24 protein-coding genes are annotated in these 25126 nt (G+C 65.1%); 11 read left to right on the forward strand and 13 right to left on the reverse strand.

Annotation, left to right across the window (positions count from 1 at the left end; genetic code table 11):
* Nucleotides 1–55: 55 nt before the first annotated feature.
* The 3 genes from DIE15_RS02650 to DIE15_RS02660 all read right to left on the reverse strand — a co-directional run bounded on the left by DIE15_RS02650 (nt 56) and on the right by DIE15_RS02660 (nt 2504).
* On the reverse strand, nt 56–1000 hold the full coding sequence (locus DIE15_RS02650; RefSeq protein WP_057929368.1) for an IclR family transcriptional regulator: 945 nt from the start codon (nt 998–1000) through the stop codon (nt 56–58).
* Nucleotides 1001–1363: 363 nt separating this feature from the next.
* On the reverse strand, nt 1364–1570 hold the full coding sequence (locus DIE15_RS02655) for a hypothetical protein (protein ID WP_014898921.1): 207 nt from the start codon (nt 1568–1570) through the stop codon (nt 1364–1366).
* A gap of 328 nt (nt 1571–1898) precedes the next feature.
* Nucleotides 1899–2504, reverse strand: a complete 606-nt coding sequence (locus tag DIE15_RS02660) for an alpha-ketoglutarate-dependent dioxygenase AlkB (protein ID WP_057929369.1) — start codon at nt 2502–2504, stop codon at nt 1899–1901.
* A gap of 254 nt (nt 2505–2758) precedes the next feature.
* On the opposite strand from DIE15_RS02660, the gene DIE15_RS02665 reads away from it, so the two are divergent.
* Entirely contained in the window at nt 2759–3343 is a 585-nt protein-coding gene (locus DIE15_RS02665) for a malonic semialdehyde reductase (RefSeq protein WP_057929370.1), read from the forward strand.
* Nucleotides 3344–3349: 6 nt separating this feature from the next.
* On the opposite strand, the gene DIE15_RS02670 is transcribed toward DIE15_RS02665, so the two are convergent.
* Nucleotides 3350–4498 carry a metallophosphoesterase gene (locus DIE15_RS02670; RefSeq protein ID WP_124832292.1) on the reverse strand — a complete coding sequence of 383 codons (1149 nt, stop codon included), beginning with the start codon at nt 4496–4498 and terminating at the stop codon, nt 3350–3352.
* Between the two features lie 640 nt (nt 4499–5138).
* On the opposite strand from DIE15_RS02670, the gene DIE15_RS02675 reads away from it, so the two are divergent.
* From DIE15_RS02675 to DIE15_RS02700, 5 genes are all read left to right on the forward strand, one after another.
* Entirely contained in the window at nt 5139–5432 is a 294-nt protein-coding gene (locus tag DIE15_RS02675; RefSeq protein WP_057929371.1) for a hypothetical protein, read from the forward strand.
* A complete protein-coding gene (gene mdtN, locus DIE15_RS02680; protein WP_124832293.1) occupies nt 5429–6478 on the forward strand; it encodes a multidrug transporter subunit MdtN in 1050 nt (349 codons plus the stop codon). Before DIE15_RS02675 ends, mdtN begins: the two co-directional genes overlap by 4 nt.
* On the forward strand, nt 6459–8537 hold the full coding sequence (locus tag DIE15_RS02685; protein ID WP_124832294.1) for an FUSC family protein: 2079 nt from the start codon (nt 6459–6461) through the stop codon (nt 8535–8537). Before mdtN ends, DIE15_RS02685 begins: the two co-directional genes overlap by 20 nt.
* Nucleotides 8524–10077: a TolC family protein gene (locus tag DIE15_RS02690; RefSeq protein WP_124832295.1), complete on the forward strand. Its 1554-nt coding sequence runs from the start codon at nt 8524–8526 to the stop codon at nt 10075–10077. Before DIE15_RS02685 ends, DIE15_RS02690 begins: the two co-directional genes overlap by 14 nt.
* Nucleotides 10078–10398: 321 nt before the next feature.
* Nucleotides 10399–11106, forward strand: coding sequence for an MgtC/SapB family protein (locus tag DIE15_RS02700; protein WP_057929376.1), 708 nt, complete (start codon nt 10399–10401; stop codon nt 11104–11106).
* Between the two features lie 38 nt (nt 11107–11144).
* Here DIE15_RS02700 and DIE15_RS02705 read toward each other — a convergent pair whose 3' ends face one another.
* Entirely contained in the window at nt 11145–11864 is a 720-nt protein-coding gene (locus tag DIE15_RS02705; RefSeq protein WP_057929377.1) for an autoinducer binding domain-containing protein, read from the reverse strand.
* Between the two features lie 73 nt (nt 11865–11937).
* On the opposite strand from DIE15_RS02705, the gene DIE15_RS02710 reads away from it, so the two are divergent.
* The 4 genes from DIE15_RS02710 (at nt 11938) to DIE15_RS02725 (ending at nt 14775) form a co-directional block, all read left to right on the forward strand.
* A complete protein-coding gene (locus DIE15_RS02710) occupies nt 11938–12381 on the forward strand; it encodes a DUF4902 domain-containing protein (protein ID WP_124832296.1) in 444 nt (147 codons plus the stop codon).
* Between the two features lie 209 nt (nt 12382–12590).
* Entirely contained in the window at nt 12591–13199 is a 609-nt protein-coding gene (locus DIE15_RS02715) for an acyl-homoserine-lactone synthase (protein ID WP_124832297.1), read from the forward strand.
* Between the two features lie 52 nt (nt 13200–13251).
* A complete protein-coding gene (locus DIE15_RS02720; RefSeq protein ID WP_185734341.1) occupies nt 13252–14046 on the forward strand; it encodes a hypothetical protein in 795 nt (264 codons plus the stop codon).
* Nucleotides 14047–14388: 342 nt separating this feature from the next.
* Nucleotides 14389–14775 carry a VOC family protein gene (locus DIE15_RS02725; protein ID WP_057929381.1) on the forward strand — a complete coding sequence of 129 codons (387 nt, stop codon included), beginning with the start codon at nt 14389–14391 and terminating at the stop codon, nt 14773–14775.
* 21 nt (nt 14776–14796) lie between these two features.
* Here the strand turns inward: DIE15_RS02725 and DIE15_RS02730 are convergent, their stop codons facing one another.
* From DIE15_RS02730 to DIE15_RS02755, 6 genes are all read right to left on the reverse strand, one after another.
* The gene (locus DIE15_RS02730; protein ID WP_242431916.1) at nt 14797–15561 is read right to left on the reverse strand and encodes a GNAT family N-acetyltransferase; all 765 of its coding nucleotides are present in this window, start codon (nt 15559–15561) and stop codon (nt 14797–14799) included.
* 584 nt (nt 15562–16145) lie between these two features.
* Entirely contained in the window at nt 16146–16787 is a 642-nt protein-coding gene (locus DIE15_RS02735) for a methyl-accepting chemotaxis protein (RefSeq protein ID WP_311771955.1), read from the reverse strand.
* A gap of 583 nt (nt 16788–17370) precedes the next feature.
* A complete protein-coding gene (locus tag DIE15_RS02740) occupies nt 17371–17958 on the reverse strand; it encodes a cytochrome b (protein WP_124832299.1) in 588 nt (195 codons plus the stop codon).
* Nucleotides 17959–18081: 123 nt separating this feature from the next.
* Nucleotides 18082–18429: a hypothetical protein gene (locus DIE15_RS02745; RefSeq protein WP_124832300.1), complete on the reverse strand. Its 348-nt coding sequence runs from the start codon at nt 18427–18429 to the stop codon at nt 18082–18084.
* Between the two features lie 40 nt (nt 18430–18469).
* Nucleotides 18470–19444, reverse strand: a complete 975-nt coding sequence (locus DIE15_RS02750; RefSeq protein ID WP_124832301.1) for a fumarylacetoacetate hydrolase family protein — start codon at nt 19442–19444, stop codon at nt 18470–18472.
* Between the two features lie 59 nt (nt 19445–19503).
* On the reverse strand, nt 19504–20814 hold the full coding sequence (locus DIE15_RS02755) for an MFS transporter (RefSeq protein ID WP_409364285.1): 1311 nt from the start codon (nt 20812–20814) through the stop codon (nt 19504–19506).
* A gap of 649 nt (nt 20815–21463) precedes the next feature.
* Here DIE15_RS02755 and DIE15_RS02760 point away from each other — a divergent pair.
* Nucleotides 21464–22558, forward strand: coding sequence for a LacI family DNA-binding transcriptional regulator (locus tag DIE15_RS02760; RefSeq protein WP_260428164.1), 1095 nt, complete (start codon nt 21464–21466; stop codon nt 22556–22558).
* A gap of 37 nt (nt 22559–22595) precedes the next feature.
* On the opposite strand, the gene DIE15_RS02765 is transcribed toward DIE15_RS02760, so the two are convergent.
* Together DIE15_RS02765 and DIE15_RS02770 are read right to left on the reverse strand one after the other, a co-directional pair.
* The gene (locus tag DIE15_RS02765) at nt 22596–23444 is read right to left on the reverse strand and encodes a 3-hydroxybutyryl-CoA dehydrogenase (RefSeq protein ID WP_124832302.1); all 849 of its coding nucleotides are present in this window, start codon (nt 23442–23444) and stop codon (nt 22596–22598) included.
* Nucleotides 23445–23451: 7 nt separating this feature from the next.
* A complete protein-coding gene (locus tag DIE15_RS02770; protein ID WP_124832303.1) occupies nt 23452–25125 on the reverse strand; it encodes an electron transfer flavoprotein-ubiquinone oxidoreductase in 1674 nt (557 codons plus the stop codon).
* Nucleotide 25126: the final 1 nt, after the last annotated feature.

Raw genomic sequence — 25126 nt, forward strand, 5'->3', positions numbered from 1 at the left:
CTGCTCTTTTTGCATGCGAAGCCGCGCGACGCGGCTCGCTCGACGGGATCAGAAATCAGAACATCGCGACCCGATGGCGTGCGTGCGCGAACGTCGGGTCGCTTTCGAGCGGCCGGTAGTTCAGGCGCTGCGACAGGTCGACCGCCGCGCCGCACACCGCTTCGACGAGCCGCTCCTTCTCGCCGGCCTCGCCGATCTCCGAGCGCGGCACCGTCGCCGTGATCGCCGCGACGATCGCGCCCGAATGGTCGCGCACGGGCGCGGTCACCGCCGAAATGCCGCTCTCGAATGCAGCCTCGCTGACCGCGTAGCCGAGCCGCGCGTAATGACGCACGCGCTCGTACAGCTCGTCGACGGTGCTCGGCGTGCGCTCGGTGAACTGCTCGAGCCGCTTTTCCGGATAGAGCTGGCGCAGCGCGTCGCGCGTGAGGTCGCCCATCAGCACGTGGCCGTGCACGGTCGCATGCGCGGGCAGCCGCGTGCCGACGTGCACCTTCACCGAACCGAACATCGACGTATTGCTCTGCGCCTTCGCGACGAACACGACATCGCGCTGGTCGCGGATCAGCAGGTGCGTCGACAGGCCCGTCGCGTCGCGCAGCCGCTCGAGCACGGGCGTGCCGAGGTCGGTCAGCTCGAGCGAATTCAGGTATTCGAAACCGAGCCGCAGCACGCCGACACCGAGCCGGAAATAGCGGTCGCCGTTCACACGCTCGAGAAAGCCGAGCGCTTCGAGCGTCTGCAGCAGGCGGAAGGTGGTCGTGCGCGGAATGCCAATGCGCTTCGACAGCTCGGGCGCGCCGAGCACCGGCTCGCGCGCGGAGAATTCGGCCAGGATCCGCAGCCCGCGTTCAAGGCCCGGCACCAGATACGACGACGCGCCACCGGACGAGTCGTCGTCGCCCGCACCCTGCTTCGACGCGTCGCGGTCGACGTCGTCGCCGACTGTCGCGCGCGGCGCGCTTGCCGGCTTCGCCGGCGGTTTCGATGCGCCGCTCATCGTTGGATTGACCCTGTGCACATGGACGGAATGGAAGCGTTCACGAAAGACCCGCAATGCTTGATTATGGATTTTCGACCGGACCGGATCAACACGATCCGGCGCAGGCGGGCCGGACAGCCGGACAGCCGGGCTGTCGCATAGCCTGATGCGATCGAAAGGATAACAGCGATAGACAGGACTGCCCACCGGAACATCGCCTGCATGGCGCGGCCGGCGAACGATGGGTGAACGCAAACGCGCCGCGTGCGACGTCGCATGCGGATCGATTCGGGCAAGTCGGATGGCGGGAAAAGGGCCAGGGAAAACGCGTGAACACGAACGACCGCACCGATCCGCGAACGGGATCGGCGCAATGCGACGTCAGGCCGTCACGGCGTCGTCATACTCGGCACGCGCGAGCTGACCGGCGGCGTACGCGTCGGCTTCGCCGCGAAAGCCGTCCGTGCTGAATGCAACGACTTTCACACCGACGCCGGACGCCCGCTTCACCGTCAGCGCCCATTGCCATCCACCGTCTTGTTCGAAGACGTGCAGCGAGGGTTCGAGGGATGAGTCCAGTACGGTCACGGGGTATGCTCCTGCCCTGCGCGTCGCATCGGCGACGCGTCGGGCATGTCGAAAAAAGCGCCGGCTCGCGGCGCGTTTCAGCCTTTTGACAGTCTAGTCAAGGAATGTTGCGACGCACCATCAGGGCTTACACCTGCCTATCAGAACCGGGCGGTCAATCAAATCCACCTGAAACCCGCCTGAAACCCATACGGAACGGGCCTCGCGAGCATATTCCCGAGGCGCGGCACACCACGCGTGCGGCAACGTGCCGCATGGGCGATCGACAGGCCGGATCGGTTGAAAAACGGGTCGCGATCCCGAGCGACCGAGGCATCGATCGACGCAGCTACCGGCCCGCCTCCGCCGACAATACCCGCCGGAACGTCAGGTTGACGCGCTCGCCCTGCACGGCCGGCGCCTTCGGCACGCGGTGCTGCCATTCGGCCTGCGTGCGGCCGCGCATCACGAGCAGGCTGCCGTGCGTCAGCCGGTACGCATGCACGACGCCGGTCGCACGGTGACGAAGGTCGAACACGCGCATCGCGCCGAGGCTCACCGACGCGATCACCGGCGCGTCACCGAGCTCCGGCTCGTTGTCCGCATGCCAGCCGAGGCTGTCCTGCCCGTTGCGGTAACGATTGAGCAGCACGCTGTTGAAACGCGCGCCGCAGGTCGCCTCGACCGCTCGCTTCAGGTCGAGCACGGCCGGCGTCCACGGCGCGGGTACGTTGCGAATCCCCGAATAGACGTAGACGGCATCGGGCTCGCCCTGCCACGCGGTCAACCGCGGCAGCGGAATGCGGCCGCGCGGCGTGCGGATCGTGTCCTGCCGCCACGCGACCTCGTCGATCAGCGCGGCCAGCACGCGATCGGCGTCGGCCGGCGCGAGCCAGTCCGGGTACCAGTCCACGTCGGGCACGGGGGTATCGGCGAAAAGATCGGGCGTCGACATGTCGGGATCAGGCAGCAAATGAACAAGGCTGGCGAATCATGTCTGCATGGTAGACAACGGCGACGCGCGCCGCCATGCGCTGTCATTCCGCCGCGCGACGAGGCCGCACGCACGCATCGCCGATCGCGAAGCCGATGCATGTTCGGCACGTCACGCTATCATCGCGGCGTGTCGCAAAGCGTCTATATCCGGGGCGCAGTCTTCTTCCGCAATGCCGGCCGGCGCGACTCGGCCGATTTCTTCCGTGACCCACCATGACGCTCTCCGATTCCGCCCTCGACCAACTGTTCCTCACCGCGCGCACGCACAACGCATGGCAGGACAAACCGGTCGACGACGCGCTGCTGCACCGGCTGATCGACCTGACGAAATTCGGCCCGACGTCGGCGAACGCAAGCCCCGCGCGCTTCGTGTTCGTCAAGTCGCCCGAAGCGAAGGCGCGCCTGAAACCCGCGCTGTCCCAAGGCAATCTCGCGAAGACGATGGCCGCGCCCGTCACCGTGATCGTCGGCATGGACTTCGCGTTCCACGAGCACCTGCCGCGCCTGTTCCCGCACGCCGACGCGCGCAGCTGGTTCGCCGGCAACGACGCGCTGATCGAAGCCACCGCATTCCGCAACTCGTCGCTGCAGGGCGCGTACCTGATCCTCGCCGCACGCGCGCTCGGCCTCGATGCGGGCCCGATGTCGGGCTTCGACGCCGCGAAGGTCGATGCCGAATTCTTCGCGGGCACCGCGATCCGCACCAACTTCCTCGTGAATCTCGGCTACGGCGACCCGGTGGGCCTGTTCCCGCGCAGCCCGCGCTTCGATTTCGACGATATCGCGCGCATCGTCTGACGCACGCTACCGCCCGCGCGTCAGACGGATCAGCGTGATTTCGGACGGCACGCCGAAGCGGTTCGGCGGCCCCCAGTAGCCGGTGCCGCGGCTGGTATAAAGCCACATCGCGCCGAACCGGTTCAGCCCGCCGATCACCGGCTGCTGCAGGCGCACGAACGGCGGCCACGGCAGGAACTGGCCGCCGTGCGTATGGCCGGACAGCTGCACGGTGAAGCCGGCGCGGCTCGCCGCGTCCGCGCTGCGCGGCTGGTGCGCGAGCAGGATCTTCGTCGCGACGTCGCGCGGCGCGCCCGCGAGCGCCTGCTCGGGATCGCTGCGATGCGCGGGATCGAACCCGCCCGCCGTGAAATCGGTGACGCCCGCGAGCACCGCCCGCGCGCCGTCGTGCTCGATCAGCACGTGCTCGTTGAGCAGCACCGTCAACCCGATCCGCCGGAATTCGTCGATCCACGCATGCGCGCCGGCGTAGTACTCGTGGTTGCCCGTCACGAGGAAGCTGCCATGCCGCGACTGCATGCGGCCGAGCGGCGCCGTATGCTCGCGCAGCCGCTTGACCGAGCCGTCGACCACGTCGCCCGTCACGGCGACGAGATCCGCATCGAGCGCATTGACCGCGCGCACGATCCGCTCGATATAAGGCCGTTTGATCGTCGGCCCGACGTGAATGTCCGACAGTTGCACGATCGTCAGCCCGTCGAGCGCCGCCGGCAGCCCGTCGACCGGAATCGACACGCGCTTGACCGCCGCCGTGCGGCGCGCGCCGACGAATCCGATCGCACTGACCAGTACCGCCCCCGCCAGCACGCCGAGTGCCGTGTCGGATGCCGCGCCGCTCCACGCGCCGTCGTGCCCGAACTGCCGCCCTATGAAGACGCCGAGCAACACCAGCTCGCGCAGGAACGTCAGCACCAGCAGCGACGAGAAGAAGCCCATCGCGACCGAGCCGGCCCAGCCGAACAGCGTCGCGACCCAGCCTTCGTCGAAGCGGCGCGAGAACATGCCGACCGGGATCAGCACGACGAAGCTCGCGAGTACCAGCGCCGCGATCGTGCGCGCGAGCGGCGACGCGAATGCGTCGGGAATGATCCGCAGCCCGACATACAAATGGAACAGCACGCCGATTGCAATGAACCGGACAAAGAAACTTCGCATGGAATACTCGTCCTCGTTGCGATACCGCTGCCGCGCGTCGGATGGGACCGTGACGCCAAGTCTCGTCATGCCCCGCGCCACGCGCCGCGCCATTCGCACGATGGTACACAGATACCGGCCGACACGACCGGTCACGACCGCGGCGGGCGCGCCGGACGTCCGGGCGTGCTGACAGGCACCGGCGTGCCGGTCGATCGCCGCACGACACGACGCATCGCAACGACGATGACGCGACGCAGAGCGTCGGTCATCGACCTGCATCGCGGACGAGCGCAGCCCACCTGGTCCGCCACGCCACGTCAGAATGCGGATTCGCTCGCGTTCACGCGGCAATCCGGTCTTCGCGCGGCGATTCCCACCGATCGGCGAACAAACGCCACCGGCTCGGTTTCGCCTGACGATCCTTTACAGTCCGTCAGCAACCCGACAAGCGCATGCGCTGGCAGAATCGCGCCCCGGTCATGACCTTCCCGGGATGCCCGCCGGGCGGCCCGCCGCATGCTGCCGATGCGCGCCGCATCGCTGGCGGTCCGCATCGCGCTGATTTATTATCGGCTCCGTATCGCGGAATCGTCGTCGCGGCGACGAACCGCCTTGCGCCGCGCCCGGCATCCACCCATCACGTCGAGCTCGTCACACCATGAGAAAAACAACGCCGCGCGCGACCCTGCGCGTCGCCGCCGTCCTGGTGCCAGCCCTGCCGCTCGCGGGCTGCACGTCGCGTGGTGCACCGTCGTACGTCCTGTTCGGCGCATATTTCCCGCTCTGGCTCGTCAGCGCGATCGTCGGCATCGTCGGTGCGATCGTCGCGCACCGCGTGTTCGTCGCGACCGGCTGGGCCGCCACGGTGCCCTACCAGCTTGCCGTCTGCACCGCGATCGGGCTCGTGGTCGCCGTGATCGTATGGCTCACCGGCACGGGGCCGTTCGCATGAAGGCCGCCGGAATCGCCCGACCCTCCACGAAAGGCCGCGTGATCGCGCTGGCGATCGTCGCGCTCGGCATCGCGGCGCTCGCGTACGCGTACCACCGCACGACGGCCTACCCGTCCACCGACGACGCGTCGATCGACGCGGACGTCGTCCACGTCGCGTCGCCCGTCGGCGGCCGCATCGTGCAGCTCGCGGTACACGAGAACCAGCACGTCGCGAAAGGCGACCTGCTCTATGAAATCGATCCCGTGCCGTACCGGCTGACGGTCGCGCAGGCGCAGGCCGATCTCGAACTCGCGCGCGCATCGCTCGACACGCGTCGCCGGTCGCTGATCGGCGAGCGTTCGAACGCGGCGGTCGCAGCCGAACAGGTCAAGCGCGCGACGCAGAACTACGACCTCTCGACACGCGACGTGAACCGCCTCGCACCGCTCGCCGCGCAGGGCTACGTCAGCGCGCAGCAGTTCGACCAGGCGAAGGTCCGGCAACGCGACGCCGCCGTGTCGCTCGCGCAGGCGCAGGAACAGCAGCGATCGTCCGCGCGAACGATCGGCGACGACGCCGACGCGATCGCGACGCTCCATGCGCGCGAAGCCGCGCTCGCCCGCGCGCAGCACGCGCTCGACGACACGGTCGTGCGCGCGCCGCACGACGGGCTCGTGACGGGCCTGACCGTGCTTGCCGGCGAAACCCTCGCGCCGAACCAGTCGATCTTCACGCTGATCGATGCGAGCGAATGGTTCGCCGTCGGCAATTTCCGCGAAACGTCGCTGAACCGCATCGCGGTCGGCGACTGCGCGACCGTCTATTCGATGATCGACCGCAGCCGTCCGCTGACGGGCAAGGTGGTCGGCATCGGCGCAGGCATCGCGGACAGCGATCGCATCAACCTGCCGCGCGCACTGCCGATCGTGCAGCGCTCGGTGAACTGGGTGCATGTCGCGCAGCGCTTCCCCGTGCGCGTGAAGCTCGACGAACCCGACGGCAAGCTCGTGCGTGTCGGCGCGAGCGCGATCGTCGAGGTCCGGCATGGCTCAGCCTGCCGCTGAGGTCCGCGCGCCGGGCCCGCGCGAAGTCCTGCGATTGCTCGCGTCGTTTCCGGGCCGCACGTCGATCGCCGTGCGGGTTGCACTGATCTGCGCGCTGACCGTGCTCGTGACGAGCGCGTACGGTACGCCCGAAGCTGCGCTGTCCGCCTACGTCGTGTTCTTCATGATCCGCGCCGACCGCATGACGAGCGTCGTGCTCGCGGCTGCGCTGCTCCTGATCGTCACGATCGTGATCGGGCTCGTGCTCGGCATCGCGATCTTCAGCATCGACTATTCGATCCTGCGGGTCGCGTGCATGGCCGTGCTGTCGGTCGGGCTGCTGTACCTGACGTCGGCCAGCAAGCTGCGCCCCGTGGGCGCGATCCTCGCGATGATCGTCGGCTTCGGGCTCGACCAGCTCGGCCTCGCGCCGTTCGGCGAAGCCGCGACGCGCGCGCTGCTCTATATCTGGCTGACGATCGCGATTCCGGTCGGCGTCGCGATCGTCGTCAACCTGCTGATCGCGCCGTCGCCGCGCCGTCTCGCGCTCGCGCAGCTCGCAAAGCGGCTGCGGCTCGCCGCGCTCCGGCTGCGCGACGACGACGACACGTGCGCGGCATTCGACGCGAGCCTGCGCGACGGCGACAAGCAACTCCTCACGTGGCTCAAGCTGTCGAAATTCGAAGGCTCGTCGACCGCCGCGGACGTCGCCGCACTGCGGCAGGCCATTGCGTCGAGCACGGCGCTGCTGGTCGGCGTCGCGCTGGCCGATCGCGAACCGGACGCGCGGCTGCCCGCCGCGTTTTCCACGCCGATCGCGGCCACGCTCGACGAGATGGCGGCGATTCTCGAACGCGGCGGCTATCCGGTCGACGTGACGCTCGCGCTGCCGCCTGCCGATGCGCTGCCACCGCTCGCGCGCATCGCCGCGACGGATCTCCATGCGGCGATCACGCGCTTCGCGGAACCGGGCGCAGTTGCCGACGCAGCGGCACACGCGCCGGCCGCCCCTGTCAGCACGTCCGCAGCCACCCGCCCCGAACCTGCCGCATCGCCCGCCAAGGCACCGGGCGGCGGCTTCTTCCTGCCGGATGCACGCAGCAATCCCGACCACATCCGCTATGCGCTGAAGACGACCGCCGCCGCGATCTTCTGCTATCTCCTGTATTCGCAGCTCGACTGGTCGGGCATCCATACGTGTGTCGTCACCTGCTACATCGTGTCGCTCGGCTCGACTGCAGAGACGGTCGAGAAGCTCACGTTGCGGATCGTCGGCTGCATCGTCGGCGCGCTGCTCGGTACCGCGGCGCTCGTGTTCGTCGTGCCGGCGCTGTCTTCGGTCGGCCAGTTGATGGCGCTGGTGTTCGCCGGCGCATGGCTGTCCGCATGGGTCGCGTTCGGCTCGCCGCGCATCGCGTACGCAGGCTTCCAGATCGCGTTCGCGTTTTTCCTGTGCGTGATCCAGGGCGCCGGCCCCGGCTTCGACCTGACGATCGCCCGCGATCGCACGATCGGCATCCTGCTCGGCAACGTCGTCGTGTATCTCGTATTCACGCGCATCTGGCCCGTGAGCATCGGCAAGCAGATCGACGTCGCGCTCGCCACGCTGCTCGAGCAGTGGCGCCGCGTCGTGCAGATCGCGCAGCCGGCCGAACGCCGCACGCTCGCCGCCGAAGCCTTCGCGCGGCACGGCGCAATCGCGCAGGAGCTCGGCCTCGTCCACTACGAGCCGTCGTGGGTTCGGCCGGCCGCCACGTGGCTCGCCACCCGGCGACGCGCACTTGCGGAACTCGGCGCGCTCGAAGGCCCGCTGTTCCTGCTCGCAGAACGTAGGCCGGGCGACGCGGCGATCGGCGCACGGCTCGCGCGCGTGATCGACCTGCGCGACGGCGACCCGGCTGCCGACGCCGCTTCGCCGGCGCCGTCGTCGACCGCAGGCGCCGCAGCCGTGCCGGCCGCCGCGCCCCTCGACCCTGCACGCGACGCGCTGCTGAACCTGATCGACACGCGGCTTGCGCACATCGCCGACGCCGCGCGTCAAGCCACCCCGAAGGAGCCTGCCCCTCATGCGCGTCCCTGAACCGCCGAGCGCGTCGATCGCCGCCGCGCTCGCGACCGCCATCGCGCTGACCGGTTGCGCAACGTCGTCGATCGATCTGGCGCCGGAGGCACCCGACCGCCCGTGGCAGCCGCAAACGTCGGCCGCGGGCGACATCGTGCCGGCGCCGCCGCTCGCATCCGCACAGCGCGCGCCGCACGACTACACACTGCCGGCCTCGCCCGCGCTCGCGTCGGTATCGCCGCCCGCCGCGCTCGATGCCACGCATCCGTACACGCTGCCGGAGCTGATCGACCTCGCCGAATCGACGAACCCGCTGACCCGCATCGCATGGAACGACGCCCGCAACGCAGCACTCGCGGTCGGTATCGCAAAGGCCGCGTACCTGCCGAACCTGTCCGCGACCGCGATGGGTGCATACCAGACGAGCCACGGCTCGACATCGACGATCCTCGGCGACGCGTCGAGCAACACGACCGTGCACGGCACGATCTCGGCGCTGTCGCTGCAATGGCTGCTGTTCGATTTCGGCGGCCGCGCGGCGCGCGTCGAGGCGGCCGAGCAGGCGTCGGTCGCGTCGAACGTCGCGTTCACGGCCGTGCACCAGCAGGTGATCCACGACGTGACCGTCGCGTACTACCGGTACGAAGCCGCCCGCTCGCGCGCGGCCAGCGCGCAGCAGGGTCTGTCGAATGCGGATGCAATCCTCGCGGCGTCCCGCGCGCGGCTCAGGCAAGGCGTCGGCACCGTTGTCGAACTCGCGCAGGCGACGCAGAACCGCGCACAAGCGAATCTCGCGCTCGTGCAGGCGACCGGCGCGCAAAGCGACAGCTATCTCGCGCTGGTTTCGGCGCTCGGCATCTCGCCGCTGTCGAAGCCGTCGATCGCCGCGCTGCCCAAGCGCCCGCTGCCGCCCGCACTTGCTTCGTCGGTCGACGCGATCGTGTCGGATGCGATCGCGCGCCGTCCCGACCTGCAGGGTGCGTATGCGCTCGAGCAGGCCAACCGCGCGAAGATCAAGGCTGCGGAAGCCGCATTCATGCCGAAGATCTTCCTGTCCGCGTCGACGTCCTATGCGAGTGGCGGCACCGCGATTACCGCGATTACCGCGCTGCCCGCGATCGGCGACCAGGCACCGACCGTGAACCTGAACGGCAGCCGCTACGGCGGCGGCGTGTTCCTCGGCGTGACGATCCCGCTGTACGACGGCGGCCTGCGCTCGGCGGTGCTGATGCAGGCGCGCAACGATGCGCAAAGCGCGTCCGCGCGCCTCACGCGAACCAAGGAGGAAGCCGTCCGCCAGGTCGTCGCCGCGCAGAATGCGGTGCAGACGAGCCTCGCATCGCACGACGCGGCGAAGGCGCTCGTCGATGCCGCGCAGACGAGCTACGACGCGGCGCTGACCGCGTACCGGCACGGCGTCGGTTCGGTCACCGATGCAACAATCGCGCAAAGCCAGCTGCTCGCCGCCCACAATGCGGAAGTCGACAGCTATGCCGGCGCACTGTCGGCCGCCGCCGCGCTCGCGCTCGCGACAGGGACGATCGGCTCGTCGCAATAACCGTCGCAGCGACGCGCCCGCCGGCCGCCAAACTGGTTGACGCGTGCGCGGGCGGCCCTCTAGAATGCCGCCCATTCTTCCTTCAGGAACCATCGTGGACAGTTGCAGCACTCCGTTGCGTGCGCCGCTTGCCGCCTGAACGCCTGTCCGACGCAGTTCTCCTGCCGCGGCTCGCGTTCCGCGAGCCCGCACGCCACTCGTTTCACATCGAATGACGCATTCGCGCGGTACAGTACCGCGCGATGACGGCCATCGTGCCGCGTTCGGCCTCGCGCCGCCGCGACGCGGGCCGGCATGCGCTCCTTGCACGGCAGGACAACCATGACTCTCGATTTCGCACTCCGTCTTTTCACCGCGTTCGCCTGCGGCGTCGCGATCGGCCTCGAACGCCAGATGCGGCAACGCACGGCGGGCCTGCGCACGATCACGCTCGTCGCGAGCGGCGCATGCCTGTTCGTCACGCTCGGCGTGCTGACCGGCAACGGCGTGGCCGGCGTCACGCAGATCGCCGCCTACGTCGTGTCGGGCGTCGGCTTTCTCGGCGGCGGCGTGATCATGCGCGACAAGGGATCGATCCAAGGCATCAACACGGCCGCGACGCTGTGGTGCTCGGCCGCCGTCGGCGTGCTGGCGGGCTCCGGCCACTTCGTGCCGGCGCTGGCCGGCACGGGCGTCGTGCTGCTCACCAACACGGTGCTGCGCGGCGTGAGCCAGGCGATCAACGCAACACCCGTATCGAATGCCGATCTCGTGCGCGAATACCAGATCACCGTGATCTGCCTGGCCGCCGACGAAGTGCACATCCGCACGCTGCTGTCGAATTCGATGTATGCGAAACCGCTGTCGTTCCAGAGCCTGACGAGCGAGGACGTGCCCGACCAGCCGGAGCGGCTGAAGGTGACTGCGACGCTGAAGCTGCATCCGAAGGATCAGCAGAAGCTCGAGCAGATCGCGAGCCGGATGAGCATGGAGAAGAGCATTTCCAGCGTCAGCTGGACAGCGAAGGAGGCGGAACCGATGATGGAGTGAGCGGCGGCCCGCACCACCGCCGCGCCGCCGATGCCGCGTCAGGGCGTCTCGATGAGCCCGGCCGCGATCGCCTTGACGACCGCCTGGACCTTGTTGGTCGCGCCGAGCTTCTCGAGGATGTTGTTTACGTGGAAGTTGACCGTGCGCTCCGAGATGCTGAGGATCTGCCCGATCTCGCACGCGGTCTTGCCTTCGGCCGTCCAGCACAGCACCTCGCGCTCGCGCGCGGTCAGCGTGACGTTCGACTCGGGCGACAGCTTCGGCACCATGAAGCGGCTCATCAGCGAATGCGACAGGTTCGCGAGCCAGTTGGTCTGCAGCGTCAGCATGTTGATCTCGGCGGGTGTGAGCCGGTCTGCATGGCGCGCGATGCTCAACAGCCCGAACGCGCCGCGCGCCGCCCAGCTCGACTGCGCGACACCCACCGACAGCCCGTGGTCGCGCGCGTCCTGCCACAGCGGGCACGGCTCGATCCGGTCGACGTCGGGCCAGACGATCATGTTGGTGCTCAGCGCGCCATCGCGAACCGTCGAATCGATCTCGATATAGTTCTGCGCCTGGTAGTGCGCCATCCAGCCGTCCGGATAGGTATTGAAGATCGCGACAGCCGGCTTCGACACGGGCAGCGGCACGCGAATGCCGTAACAGCAATATTCAAAGCCGAGGCGTTTAGAATAAGCGGCGATCCGCTGGAAGAGCTGCTGCTCGTCTTCCGCGGCACTGAATTGTTGGTAGGCATCCTGCCAGCGCAATTCCATTATTTCTCCGACAACGTCACGCTGTCATACCTGTCAGGTGCCAGCGCCGGTTCGGGGCTGATACATTCCGCGCATGACTTCACCTTTGTTGCACCCGGTCCGCGGCCCGTCTCCGGACGGCTACGTGCGTCTGTCCGAAAACGCACTGGCCGTGCTCGCGCTCGACCATGTCGCCAGCGGCCTCGATGCATCGCTGCTCGCGGAACTGCGCGACAGCGCCATCGACGCGCGCCTGGCCGGCTACACCGAATGGCACCGCCCGGCCAGCGCCGGCGTCGCGTACCTGACGGTCGGCTGGGACTGGTATCTCGAACGCGCAACGGGCACGTTCGTGATCGCGGGCGGCGACGTCCGCAGCAACATCATGGCCGTCGACGCCACCGGCGCCGACCTCGGCATGTTCCGCACCGCAGCAGCGCTCGCCGCGCGGCTCGCGTCCATCGACTGGCCGGCCGCGGTTGCATCGGCACTGCTCGGTCGCAACGACGCCTATCATGCCGGCCCCACGCTCCAGTGACAACCGGCCGCGCATTCCTCTGACATTTCCACAAGACTGGCGCTCTTTATAAGCAAAAGCCGCCCGTATTTCAATCCCGCCGATCAAGAAACCGCTTCCACCGGTCAAATGGCACCGGCGCACCCCCACCCTGTAAGAGTTACCAGTTACCGCCTCCTCGGGACGCGCGATGTAATGCGTGCATACCAAAGTACCGATCCGAGGACACCATGCGGACCTTCGTTCACGAGGAAGGGCGGTTGCCACACGAACTTGCAGCGGACCTGGGGCGCTATCGGCGCCGCGTGTTCGTCGAACAGCTCGGTTGGGCACTTCCGTCTGCGAACGAAAGCTTCGAGCGCGACCAGTTCGATCGCGACGATACCGTCTACGTGTTCGCGAGAAACGCCGGCGGCGACGTGTGCGGATGTGCGCGCCTGTTGCCGACCACCCGCCCGTATCTGCTGAAGTCGCTGTTCGCCGACCTGATCGCCGAAGACGTCGCGCTGCCGCAATCGGCCGCCGTCTGGGAGCTGTCGCGGTTCGCGGCGACCGGCGACGACGGCGGCACCGGCAATGCAGAGTGGGCCGTCCGCCCGATGCTCGCCGCGGTCGTCGAATGCGCGGCGCAGCTCGGCGCGCGGCAGTTGATCGGCGTGACGTTCGCGAGCATGGAGCGGCTGTTCCGCCGGATCGGCGTGCACGCGCACCGGGCAGGCCCACCGAAGCAGGTGGACGGTCGTCTGGTTGTCGCGTGTTGGATCGACATCGATCCGCAAACGTTTGCCGCACTTGGAATCGAGCCGGGACGGGCTGCCCGGCAAGCCATCGCCGCCTGAGCTGGAACGCGCGTAGTCCAGCCGAGCGGCATCGTAACGAAGGAGAACCACCGTGGACCAGTCTCAGGTCTTTCGCGCGATGATGCCCGGCTTGACGGGTGCCGGCGGCGCCCGCATCGCAGTCGCCTACCCGTCGTTTCCGCGGCCGCTGCCGCTCGTGCGGCTCGATCGCCGCGGGCTCGTGTTCCGGGCGGCCGGCGCCGCACCGCTCGTGTGCGGGCTGCCGCGCGCGGCGACGCTGCTGGTTGCCGACGAGCCGCTCTGCTCGCTGCGTCTCGTGATCCGCGACGTCGCCGCTGTCGGCGACGGCCGGCACGACCTGACGATGCAGCCGTCCGGTGCCACCGGCGACGAACTGCTGTGGCACGCGCTACGCGAGCGCAAACCGTACCAGCAGATCCGACAGCCGCTTGCGCCCGTCAATGCGGCCATCGCGCCGAACGGCGAGCCGCAGGCCACCAGCGACGCCGCGCAGCGTCCGTCGCGCAGCGCGGCGTTCCGTCTGCGCTGCCACAGCGATGCGCTGTTCTTCGCCGACTGGCTCGAATATCACTTCGACGAACTGCGCGCGCTGTCGCAGCGGCACGGGCCGCAACTGCAGCTCAACGAGTTGCAGCGCCAGGTAGCGGACGACGAGGTGGGCGTGCGCTTCGTCTACGGCATCGATGGACATGCGACACGGCACGCGCTGACCGACTGCGCGCGCGAGGCCTGCGCATGGATCGAGACGGAAATGCGCAACAAGTACGCGGTGCCGGTTGCACAGGAGCGGTTCGGCGCGTTTGCCGCGCACGCGCGGGCGGCGCGGCATGTGAGGGCGACGACGGTTGGCTCCGCGGATACGTGACGGCCGCCCCATCGAAAATCAAATGTTCTTGGCGGGGCCGGCGGAACGTCGCCACGGGGCGCAATACGCACTGCTCCGTACCCGTGCCAGAAAGGCCAGCCGACGCTGCGTTGCACAATTACAACTAGGGCTTGCCAGCCCTCGGGTTTTCCCTTAAAGTTACATCTGTCTCCTCCATGTCTCCAAACATGGATTCAGCCCGCTCCAGCAGCGGGCTTTTTCTTGCCAGCGATAATTTATCGGGGACACATCAAAACCGCTGCCATCCACCCGCAGCGCGCACAATCGCCGACCCCGGCGGCTTATCATCGGCGAATTCCCTCACGCACAGCCGATGTCGCCATGCATACCCACCTACGCATCGCCCGCCCAGTCGCCGACCTCGCCCGAACCGAGCGTATGTATTGCGGCGCGTTCGAGTGGTCGGTGCTCGCGCGCTTCGACGATCACGACGGCTTCTCCGGCGTCATGCTCGGACGTGAAGGGCTCGACTACCACTTCGAATTCACGCACTGCCCGGCGCATCCGGTCGCACCATCACCGACGCCCGAAGACCTGATCGTTTTCTACCTGCCCGACCACAGCGCATGGGAAGCCGCATGCGCACGCGCAACCGCGCACGGCTTCATGCGCGTGACATCGTTCAATCCGTATTGGGATGCATCCGGACAGACGTTCGAGGACGCCGATGGCTACCGGATCGTCCTGCAGAACGCGACGTGGCATTGACGGGCAAGCATGCCCGAACCGTTACGCGCGGACATCGCCGTCGGGACGAACAGTCATCGCACGCGCGACAAACACCCGATGCCGTCGCAACGCATGCCCTTGCGGCAACCCAGGATGATCGAAATCGCGCATCGGCTGCGCCAGCATTCCGAGCCGCTGCGCCACGTGCTGCGATCGCAGGTTGGTAGCAGCCGTCCACGCGAAGATCTCGCCCAGCCCGATCCGGCCAAAGCCGTCGGCCAATACCGCAGCGGCCGCTTCTGCGAGATAGCCATGCCCCCACGATGCGCGTGCCTGGCGCCACAGAATCTCGACACACGGCGCCATCGGATGCTCGCCGCGAACTTCACGAGACAAACCGCAGAGGCCGATCAGTGCGCCATCCGAGCGGCGCTCGATCGCCCACACGCCGAAACCGTACGCGTCGAAATGCGCTTCGATGCGTGCGATGGTGGCCCGTGCCTCATCAACGGTCATCGGGCCACGCGCGAGCCATGCGGTCACGTCTGGATCCGCATGCATCGCCACCAGCGCACCGGCATCGCCCGGGCGCCAGCGACGCAATGTCAAACGTTCGGTTTCGATCTTCAATGGCGGGTTCAGCCGTGATCGGGACGTGCGGGGAGCACGGGGCGCGCCAGGCCGCATGCGCGCAATTTCGATAGTGCAGCAACGAGCCCGAATGCAAAGCGAGGGAGTGAGGCAATTGCGATCGTCGCTTGCACCGGCAAGGAGCGTCGACGGTCGCAAGAACCGACGACGAGAATTGAATGCAGCGGGATGCATCTTCCCGCCTGGCTTTCGTCGAATACGCGCGCCACACCCGGGCGGGTGTCGGCGCATCGAACACGCTTACTCGTTCTCTTCGAAGTAGTGAATTGGCATTACGGGACGTGCTTCTGTCTATGAACCTACGCCAAAACCTACGCCGGACCATATCGCAGCTCGTTGGCAAACTAATGTTGCGTTTCAGCAACAAAAAAATGAAGGTGCCGGATGTGTTGCTACATGACCGGACAAACAGTCCCAGAGTAGAGCGTGCTCAGCCATGACTCAATGCCCCACTCGATCGTCAGTTGTTGGGCTGAACCCTTGCGGAGACGGCGCTTCCACGCCGTCGCGCAGCGATGATACCGTCAAAGATACCGAAGAATCCGGCTGGCAGTTACCGGTACTGGAGAGACCGCACCGGAAAATCATGGCATGCCTTCGTTGAAGATCCGCGAAGGCCGCACATCTCGATGACGGCCTTTTTAGAGATACCGTCATCGATACCGTCGGGTCACGCAAAGGATTGCGAAAGCTGCTACACGCGTTCTCGATGAGAGTGTCAATTGTATAAAGTAAGATCCTCTCGACGCGTTAACGGGCTATCGACGCGCCGAGCCGACACTCGCACGCCGGCCGTACGCCATGGCGCTGCGCCCGAGCGATGCGTCGGCCGTGCCGCGCGTGCCGATGACTCTGAACATCAGCTGGTCCATCTCCTTGATGATGTCGGCAAGGACTGTCGTGATGACCGCGAACTCTCGGCCGTACGAGCCCGCGCGCGCGGCCGCGATACGTGCATTCAGGGCGACGATGTTGGCCTGCATCGAGATGCTGCCCAGTTGCTCGGCGATGCTCACCTGACGTTTGAGCGCCTCAGACTCGATGCCGCGCATCTCGTTCTGGTACGCGAGCGTAATCTGCTGAAGCAGTTCGAGCAGCGGGGTGGCCTGCCTCACGAGCGCGTCAACCTGTTCGTCGGTGGCAGTGCTGTCCGATTCGAGACGCGCGAGCATTTTGGAAGTATGCGTGATGAAGCGCCGGACATGCTCGTCTGCACGCCGAGTGCCGAAATAGAGCTGCCTGAGCGCTTCGGAGAACGCTCCAGGTAATTGCTCATTGCCATCGACAAGATCGTCGTGTGCATTCGCGAACATCGCCACACTTTGCTTCGCGACGTCCAATGCGGTATCGTCTCCGCGCGAAGCGAGCAGCACGTGCAGAACGATACGTTGCGACAGCATCCGCTGCCGGCCGAATCGGGCAAAAAAAGTCCCGGAGCGACGCGTGCACGAATCGATCGGTCGATCTGCGCAAGAGTCGTTCCGGGACGCCATTGCCCCGCATCCGCTCGTAAGAGCGGAAGGAAAACTGGTGAAACGCAAAGGCCATCGTGGGCCTCTCCCAGATCCTACGCAATACCTGTGCCACTTCGTACCGCTTCGTGCACGCAGATGCGCCGACGCGCGCGACTCGACAGGTCCGCAGTGTTCAACGCCGTGCCACCGTTAGTAGACGGAACGGGGGTATGCCATTTCAATGCCGGTTCTGGGGAACGTCGGTTGAAAAGCGATTGTCGCCGAAGCGAAAGGAAGGCCGAGCCGCGCGTGTTGTGTACGGTGCAGCGAGAATGGAGATGGTGCAATTCAATAATGCGCTGCACCACGATTGCACACCGCTTGTAGCGCGCTTCGGTGTACCGGCCGGAAGGAGGGGTGTCCTCTGCACTCGTTTCTCTACATGGAGTTCGATTGGAGGGCGGACCTGCCGCGGCCAAGTGCAGGGGCCCTCAACTACCCGAGTTTCATGACCGACGCACTTCGCATGTCAGACGCGAAGCGACCGTTCCGACTCTTTATCCCGAACGATCTTTCTTGCGACCCACTGCGGTAACATTGCCTTGAACGACTCGTTTCTGTCGACCAAGTGATGCTTGAGCGCCATAAGGACGTGTCCAACTACGAGAAATGCAATTGCATACGCGAAACAAAAGTGGATTTGCTTGAGGGTTGGCGCAAGAGCCGGCGTCTTTGCCATCAATGGAGGCAGGAAAAAGAGCCCCGCAACGGGAATTTTGAAGCCAGCGGCCGAACTCCAGAGCCATCCCGAAAGCGGCAAAGCAAACATGCAGATGTAGAGCACGAAGTGGCCGACTTTGCCCGCGCGCCGCTCGAAGGATGGCAGGCCATTCGTCGTCTCGGGCGGGCGATGCGTCAGACGCCAAGGAACTCGCGCAGCCAGCAGAAAAATCGCTATCGTCGCGATAGATTTATGCAGCATGATGCTGTCGCTCTGGATTTTCTGTGGCAGGCTTAACGTGCTCGAGTAGTAGCCGACAGCCCACGCACAAATGATAACGATGGCCATCGTCCAATGCAGGACTTTCGCGACCGTTGTGTATTGCCTCGATTCCATACGCTCCTCCATCTTCCGTGTAGTCACTTCAACGAAAATCGCCCAATGCCTTGGTGTTCCTGCTGGATCTCGGGTTACGGCGCTCAATGTTCTGGCGTGCGCGCCCGGGCCCTACCTGTTCTCCTATTGAATCGGTGTTGATGCGGGTACGGCAACCTTGGGCTGACGAGCAGACTTGCGTTCGGCGTTCAACAAGTTCTCGGGATACTGCTCTGGAGAGGCCTGAGGCCCATATCCGTTCTTCTGGAGACCTTGCAGCTCGGCGTTCCTGGCCTGCCGCGCCTGGCGCCGTGCTTCTTTACGTTCCGCGCGCGCTTTCGCTCTTGCTTGCGCTTTTGTGAGCGGCGCTGAAGCCAACTGCAATTGTGCTGCCTCCCCATCAGCGCCGCTGGACGGATGCTGTTGTGCCATTGCGAAAATAGGAATGGCTGCGATAGTTGACACGATATAAAGTAGGACTAATTTTTTCATTTTTTCTCCAAGTTTTATGTGCAAGGCCCGCTATTTTTCATCAAAGTACGCAGGTTGTTATTTGTGTACCCAGTCCATCTACAGTGGCCTCGAGAATGTCTCCCGGCCGCAGATAGCGCGAGTAGTGAATGCCGATGCCGGCTGGTGTCCCGGTGCAGACGAGGTCGCCCGGCTCAAGGCCAACGAGGGACGACAGGTAGGCGAGCTGTTCGCCGATACTGAAAATCATGTCACTGGCGCTTCCCTCCTGCATTTGCTCACCATTCAGCCAGAGGCGCAGTCTGAAACGGGACGGGTCGTCGATGTTCCAGGAAGGCACCAGTACGGGGCCGGTCGGCAACCAACCAGGACGTGCCTTTGACTGAAGCCAGTCGGTCCCCATGTTCGGCATATCTGCACGGAACACCCGCTCCCGCATCGTGATATCGTTCACGACGCAGTAGCCAGCAATACCCTTGAGCGCCTCGGCGGCGCTGACATCCATCAGGCGGCGACCGATGACAACGCCCACCTCCACTTCCCAGTCGAGCGACGAGAGTCCTTCGGGGATGCGCAGCGACTCCCTTGGGCCGGTGACACAAGCGATACCCTTCATACATATGTACGGTTCGCCAGTGCGGCGCCGCGCCTCAATTGAGGCAAGCATCGCTTTTCGACGCTCCTCTACATCCTGCACGTCGAGGTGTTTCGCGGAATCTGTCGCGGCTTCGAGCAGCTGCGCACGGTAATTCGCAATCGTGCAGTACACCTGTGATGGTGCGACGGGCGCGTGAAGCGTCAACGTCGAGAGCGGTACACCTGCCGACGCCATCAGCTCCTGAGTAGCGAGCTCCTCCGTGATCACGCGCAGCAGCTCCGCATTCGCCTCCCACGCCTCCATCAGCGCCCGCATCGATTGAACACCGCGCAATCCACGCGGCGCCCAGTGTGCCAAGGCAAACGCCCGCTCTCCCATAACCAGCGCCGGGAACGACAATGAGCCAGCGAACGAAACGTTAGCAACTGCGCATTCCATGAACGTACCTTCCGTCAAAGTTCAAAGCACATCGGACACCGGCATCAACCACCATGGAATCAGTCGTTGCCTGCCTTGATTGGCCCACCTGCTCCAACCGCGGGCGCGCCGAGCCGGTCCGACCGTTCGTCGAGCACGGCACCACTCTTCCGGCGCCGCGGTGCTGTTTCCGCCAAGAAGCAGCTGACAATGACGCCGAGCAACAAGCTGTAGAGTGCGAAATCCAGTGTCTTGGCGATACCGTAGTTCTGAGCCACGAAACCGGCAATGACAGGGGCAACGCCACCACCAAACGTCTCACCCACGCCCGATACGAACCCGATCGTCGAGGCAATGAGCCCCAACGGCGCGGCCTCAGTCGCAACAGGACCGCTGAACAGGCTGAGAAGCCCCATCGCGAACAGCGCCACGCCGAAGAGCAGCACGAACAGCAGCACCGGGTTTGCTCCAACGCGGGAGAAGAGACATAGGAGAATGGCGGCACAGACGAAGCCGACCAATGCAGTGGGGCGACGCCCGATGTAGTCCGAAAGGCCCGGCAGGGTGAAGCAGCCAATGAAGCCACCAAAGCCTACTGCGGACGCCACGAACCCCATGCTTCGGCCGTCTAGCTGAATGACCTCTACAAGATAGGTCGGTACCATCGCCCCAATGACAAAGATGCCCCCCATGGCACAGAGAATCGCGACGGTCGCCACGGCAACGTTTCGACTGGAGAACAAGTCCAGCCAGCGTTGAGGCTTTTTGTGCCCGCTCACTTCAGCAATGGTAGGTGCCCGATCGTGGATGCAGCGCCAGATGCTGAAGGCCACAATGAACCCAGGAATCGCCGAAAGCGCGAACACCCAATGCCAGTTCGGGACCCACTGCAGAAGCTGCGTTGCCACGATGGGCGCGAAGCCAAGCCCCATCAGGGGGACCATGCTGATTTGCAGACCCAGATTCAACCCGCGACGCGACGGATGAGATGCTTCGCTATTCGCAGCGATGCTGGCGGGAGTAAAGGTGCCCTCTGCAATACCCATCGCGCCGCGCAGCAGCAGCAGGCTGATGAACCCCGTCGCGAAACCGGAAAGACACGAGAGCGCGGAGAACGTCACCATGGTGGCAACGAGTATCTTCTTTCGGCCCACTCGGTCAGCGAGCGGCCCCATGAGAACTGACCAGAGCCCCCAGGTCACGCCTATCACGCCAATCAGGCTTCCCAGCTCGGAGTAGCTGAGGTTGAGGTCGCGCATCATATGCGGAAAGAGCGGCGCCATCAGCCATCGGTCGAATCCGACGAGACCGAACCCTGCACCCAGCAGAAGCAATGTGCTGTACTCGTACCGCGTGTCGTGTCGAACAGCTGTCACGGGATGTCCCTCCATGGATATTCATGTAGTTCGGCCAGGCGAGCCGGTGAGGGACGCTCGAGCCATGTCTCGGTTGGTAAAGATCCGGATCGCATCGGGCGCCATACCTCGGCGCCAAATTGCTATCGTTAGCATTCAACGTCAAAAAAATGAGAAATCCCTGTTGGCGTGATGCCGTCGGGCGTCTGTGTATGACGCAATCGTCGGAGGGAACACAGCCCAACCCCCGTCTTGATGTCGAAAGAAGAACACTGTGATGGGGGAACCAGGGCGTGGCAAATCGACTCGCACACAGTGATGTCGATGCAGGCGGTCATTCGCCACGCGGCTCACGTGCAGCGATCCGAATTCAGCGCGCCCAAACCACTTGTGGACGACTTCCCTCAGCGATCTTTCTCGAGCCGACATGTTGCCCCCTTCCCTCCGGCAAGCGATGACGATGATGCGCGAACCCGATCGAGCAGATTCGTTGGGCACCACTTTCACCTGGATCCGGTGCGTTGCGACGATCAGTGCTAACGTTAGCAATATTAGAGTCGCAATAGTGACCCGTCAAAGAGTTCCTTGCTATCAGGGGAATGCCTACGTTAGCATTTAGCGCAATCAACCAGGCCACACTGATGGACGATTAGTCACGCCTGGTGCCGCCTGCGCGGGTCATCCGGTGTGCTATCGTTATACAAAACTGCATCCACTCGGGGCTCTCATGGTTACGATCAAAGACATCGCCGCTCGCCTTCAAGTGTCGCCATCGACGGTCGGACGAGCGCTGGCCGACGATCCACGAATCAGCGACGCGACGAAGAAGAAGGTCACGGCAGTCGCCGATGAAATGGGTTACGTCGCAAACCTGGCCGCACGCATGATGCGCGGTGTGTCGAGCAATCTCGTTGGCTTCGTGCTTCCGGACATTCGCAACGGGTTCTATTCCACGGTTGCACACGCGCTGTCGAAATGCCTCCAGGGAGCGGGTTTCCAGCTCATGCTCTCCGAAACCGACGACGAGCGCATGGTCGAGCTGCACCACATTCGCGAACTGATCAGCGCGAACGTCGCCGGCATCATCATCGTGCCCACGGCGAAACCGCATCGCGAAGCGATCCGACTGCTTGACACGGTGCCGCACGTGCAGTTGATTCGCCGGAATGCGGCGATCGGCAACCAGTGGTTCGGCATCGACGACACCCAGGCGATCTCCGAGGCGACGCGCCATCTGGTCCAGCTCGGTCATCGGCGCATCGCGTATATCGGCGGCACCGACGAGCTGCCCACTGGTGCGGCGCGCCTTCAGGGTTTTCACGACGCGCTGCCGCGCGACGCAAAAGTCGGCCCGTCGTTCGTGCACCTTGGCGTGCCCAGTTCAGTGGATTTCGGCCGCGAAGCCGCGCGCGCGCTGCTGACACAGGCCAAGCCGCCCACCGGCATCGTCGCGGGCTCGGTTCAGATCACGCAAGGCATCCTCGAAGAATTGACTGCGCAAGGCGTGCGTGCTCCCGACGACATTTCGATCGTCGGATTCGGCGATGAAATCGGTTTTCGCTGGTGGGGCCCCGGGCTGACAACGGTCGGCCTTCCGGTCTATGACCTCGCAACGGCATGCGGCCTCTGGTTCGTGCATCAGATCAAGCAGGGCGTCTCCAAGACAGCACCTTATACGTCGATTTCGCCGGCAACCATGATCGTCCGCGGCAGCACGCGCGCAGTCGGGGCCGCCACGCAGGAGCGAGCGGGCACGACGCTTCGCAACGCGGCCGTATGAGCGTGCGCCAACGTAAACACAGCACCGGCCGGGCCCTTCAATAGCGATAGAATCCGCGCCGCGTCTTGCGGCCGAGGTGGCCGGCCTCAACCATCTCGCGAAGCAGCGGTGCCGGCCGGTATTTCGCATCACCGAGGTCCCGCTGGAAGACTTCCATAATGGCAAGGAGCGTGTCGAGCCCAATGAGGTCAGCCAATGCGAGTGGGCCGATCGGGTGGTTGGCGCCGAGTTTCATCCCTGCATCGATCTGATCCGCGCTTGCCGTACCTTCCTGCAACACGAATACGGCTTCGTTGATCATCGGCACAAGGATACGGTTCACTACGAAACCGGGCGCGTTGCGGGTGCCGATTGGCGTCTTGTCGAGACGCTCGGCAAGTGCGACCGTTGCCGCGAATGTCGCGTCGCTCGTTGCGAATCCGCGTATCACTTCGACGAGCGTCATCACCGGCACCGGGTTGAAGAAATGCATCCCGACGAACCTACCTGGGTCGGACAGCGCCGCAGCAAGCCGTGTAATCGAAACCGATGACGTGTTGGTCGCGATGATGGCGTCCGGTCTGGCGATGGTGTCGACGCTCAGCAAAATCGCCCGCTTGAGGTCGACGTTTTCGGTAGCCGCCTCGATCAGGAAATCGCACGCACCCAGATCGGACAATGTCGCGGCCGCGCCGATTCGTGCGATGGCGGCGTCCGCCTCCGCCCTGCTCCAGCTTCCCTTGGCCACGCCTTTTTCGCAATTAGCCGATACCGCCGCAATACCTCGGTGCGCGGCCTGCTCGTCCACGTCGTTGAGCAACACGGTGAACCCAGCCGCTGCACACACTTGTGCGATACCACTGCCCATCTGTCCGGCCCCGATGATCCCGATCGTTCGTATCTGCATAGTCGTTTCACATGTTCGGATAATTTGGACCACCGCCGCCCTCGGGCACCGACCAGACGATGTTTTGCGTCGGGTCCTTGATATCGCACGTCTTGCAATGGACGCAGTTCTGCGCATTGATCCGCAGTCGATCAATGTCGTCGTCACCGCGCACGAATTCGTACACCCCAGCCGGGCAATACCGCTGCTCGGGCCCCGCGAAACGCGCAAGATTGACGTCGACCGGCGCCGACGCGTCTTTCAGCACGAGGTGGCAAGGCTGCGCTTCCGCATGATTCGTGTTTGATACGAATACGGACGACAGCCTGTCGAACGTCATCACGCCGTCCGGCTTCGGATAGTCGATCGGACGGCACCGGAGCGCAGGCCTCAATGCCTCATGATCGGGCCGTCTGTTGCGTAATGTCCACGGCACATTGCCACTGAGCAGCTTCTGCTCGATACCGGTCATCAACGTGCCGATGCCCCTTCCCTTCTTGAACCACTGCTTGAAATTGCGCGCGCGATGAAGCTCGGCATGCAGCCATGATCGTTCGAATGCGCGCGGATATTGCTCGAGTTCATCGCGCTGCCTGCACGCGCATATCGCGTCGAATGCGGCCTCGGCGGCCAGCATCCCGCTCTTGATCGCCGCGTGGCTGCCTTTGATCCGGCTCGCGTTCAGGAAGCCGGCGTCGCAACCTGCCAATGCGCCCCCCGGGAATACGAGCTTTGGCAACGACTGCAGGCCTCCCGCGGCGATGGCACGGGCGCCGTACGCAATTCGCTTGCCACCTTCGAGATGGAGCCGGATCGCGGGATGCGTCTTGTGGCGCTGGAATTCCTCGTAGGGAGACAGCCATGGGTTCCGGTAGTCGAGCCCGACCACGAATCCGACCGACACGTGGCCGTTGCCCATGTGATAGAGAAACGAGCCTCCATAGGTGCCGGCGTCGAGCGGCCAGCCGGCCGTATGAATGACGAGCCCCGGCCGATGCTTCGCCGGGTCGACTTGCCATAGCTCCTTCAGGCCGATGCCGTAGGTCTGCGGATCCCTGTCTGCCTGGAGTCCGAAGCGCTCGCTCAACTGTCTGCCGAGATGTCCGCGCGCGCCTTCGCAGAACAACGTGTATTTCGCATGCAGCGCCATCCCCGGCTGATAGTTCGCGGTTGGTCGTCCGTCGCGTGCTACGCCCATGTCGCCCGTAGCGACGCCCCGCACGCGCCCCTCATCGTCATAGAGGACCTGCGCGGCCGCGAATCCGGCAAACACGTCGACCCCGAGCGCTTCGGCTTGCGTGCCCAGCCAGCGTACGACGTTGGCGAGACTGACAATGTAGTTGCCGTGATTGCGGAAGCACGCCGGCAACAGCCAGTCCGGGATCTCCGTTGCGCGGCCGTTGCGTCGCAGGAACAAAAAGCGATCCTCGCTGACGGGCGTGTCGAGCGGCGCACCCTGATCCTTCCAGTCCGGCAGGAGTTCAGTCAGCGCAATCGGGTCCATCACTGCGCCCGAGACGATGTGCGCGCCCAGCTCGGAACCTTTCTCGAGCACGCACACCGACAACTCGCGTCGTTGCGCGAGCGCGAGCTGGCGCAGACGAATGGCGGCAGACAGTCCGGCCGGCCCGCCGCCGACAATCACGACGTCGTATTCGATGATGTCGCGTGCATGAGCCGACTTGTCGTTGACGAGGTCCATC

Origin of the sequence: Burkholderia sp. Bp9031, assembly GCF_003857965.1 — a bacterium.
Classification (GTDB): Bacteria; Pseudomonadota; Gammaproteobacteria; order Burkholderiales; family Burkholderiaceae; genus Burkholderia; species Burkholderia ambifaria_A.

What these genes read in the sequence shown, in the direction of transcription:
- DIE15_RS02650 (WP_057929368.1), bottom strand. Translation starts at nt 1,000, where the DNA reads ATGAGCGGCGCATCGAAACCGCCGGCGAAGCCGGCAAGCGCGCCGCGC.
- DIE15_RS02660 (WP_057929369.1), bottom strand. Translation starts at nt 2,504, where the DNA reads ATGTCGACGCCCGATCTTTTCGCCGATACCCCCGTGCCCGACGTGGAC.
- DIE15_RS02665 (WP_057929370.1), top strand. Translation starts at nt 2,759, where the DNA reads ATGACGCTCTCCGATTCCGCCCTCGACCAACTGTTCCTCACCGCGCGC.
- DIE15_RS02670 (WP_124832292.1), bottom strand. Translation starts at nt 4,498, where the DNA reads ATGCGAAGTTTCTTTGTCCGGTTCATTGCAATCGGCGTGCTGTTCCAT.
- DIE15_RS02675 (WP_057929371.1), top strand. Translation starts at nt 5,139, where the DNA reads ATGAGAAAAACAACGCCGCGCGCGACCCTGCGCGTCGCCGCCGTCCTG.
- mdtN (WP_124832293.1), top strand. Translation starts at nt 5,429, where the DNA reads ATGAAGGCCGCCGGAATCGCCCGACCCTCCACGAAAGGCCGCGTGATC.
- DIE15_RS02685 (WP_124832294.1), top strand. Translation starts at nt 6,459, where the DNA reads ATGGCTCAGCCTGCCGCTGAGGTCCGCGCGCCGGGCCCGCGCGAAGTC.
- DIE15_RS02690 (WP_124832295.1), top strand. Translation starts at nt 8,524, where the DNA reads ATGCGCGTCCCTGAACCGCCGAGCGCGTCGATCGCCGCCGCGCTCGCG.
- DIE15_RS02700 (WP_057929376.1), top strand. Translation starts at nt 10,399, where the DNA reads ATGACTCTCGATTTCGCACTCCGTCTTTTCACCGCGTTCGCCTGCGGC.
- DIE15_RS02705 (WP_057929377.1), bottom strand. Translation starts at nt 11,864, where the DNA reads ATGGAATTGCGCTGGCAGGATGCCTACCAACAATTCAGTGCCGCGGAA.
- DIE15_RS02710 (WP_124832296.1), top strand. Translation starts at nt 11,938, where the DNA reads ATGACTTCACCTTTGTTGCACCCGGTCCGCGGCCCGTCTCCGGACGGC.
- DIE15_RS02715 (WP_124832297.1), top strand. Translation starts at nt 12,591, where the DNA reads ATGCGGACCTTCGTTCACGAGGAAGGGCGGTTGCCACACGAACTTGCA.
- DIE15_RS02725 (WP_057929381.1), top strand. Translation starts at nt 14,389, where the DNA reads ATGCATACCCACCTACGCATCGCCCGCCCAGTCGCCGACCTCGCCCGA.
- DIE15_RS02730 (WP_242431916.1), bottom strand. Translation starts at nt 15,561, where the DNA reads ATGCATCCCGCTGCATTCAATTCTCGTCGTCGGTTCTTGCGACCGTCG.
- DIE15_RS02735 (WP_311771955.1), bottom strand. Translation starts at nt 16,787, where the DNA reads ATGCTGTCGCAACGTATCGTTCTGCACGTGCTGCTCGCTTCGCGCGGA.
- DIE15_RS02740 (WP_124832299.1), bottom strand. Translation starts at nt 17,958, where the DNA reads ATGGAATCGAGGCAATACACAACGGTCGCGAAAGTCCTGCATTGGACG.
- DIE15_RS02745 (WP_124832300.1), bottom strand. Translation starts at nt 18,429, where the DNA reads ATGAAAAAATTAGTCCTACTTTATATCGTGTCAACTATCGCAGCCATT.
- DIE15_RS02750 (WP_124832301.1), bottom strand. Translation starts at nt 19,444, where the DNA reads ATGGAATGCGCAGTTGCTAACGTTTCGTTCGCTGGCTCATTGTCGTTC.
- DIE15_RS02755 (WP_409364285.1), bottom strand. Translation starts at nt 20,814, where the DNA reads ATGGAGGGACATCCCGTGACAGCTGTTCGACACGACACGCGGTACGAG.
- DIE15_RS02765 (WP_124832302.1), bottom strand. Translation starts at nt 23,444, where the DNA reads ATGCAGATACGAACGATCGGGATCATCGGGGCCGGACAGATGGGCAGT.
- DIE15_RS02770 (WP_124832303.1), bottom strand. Translation starts at nt 25,125, where the DNA reads ATGGACCTCGTCAACGACAAGTCGGCTCATGCACGCGACATCATCGAA.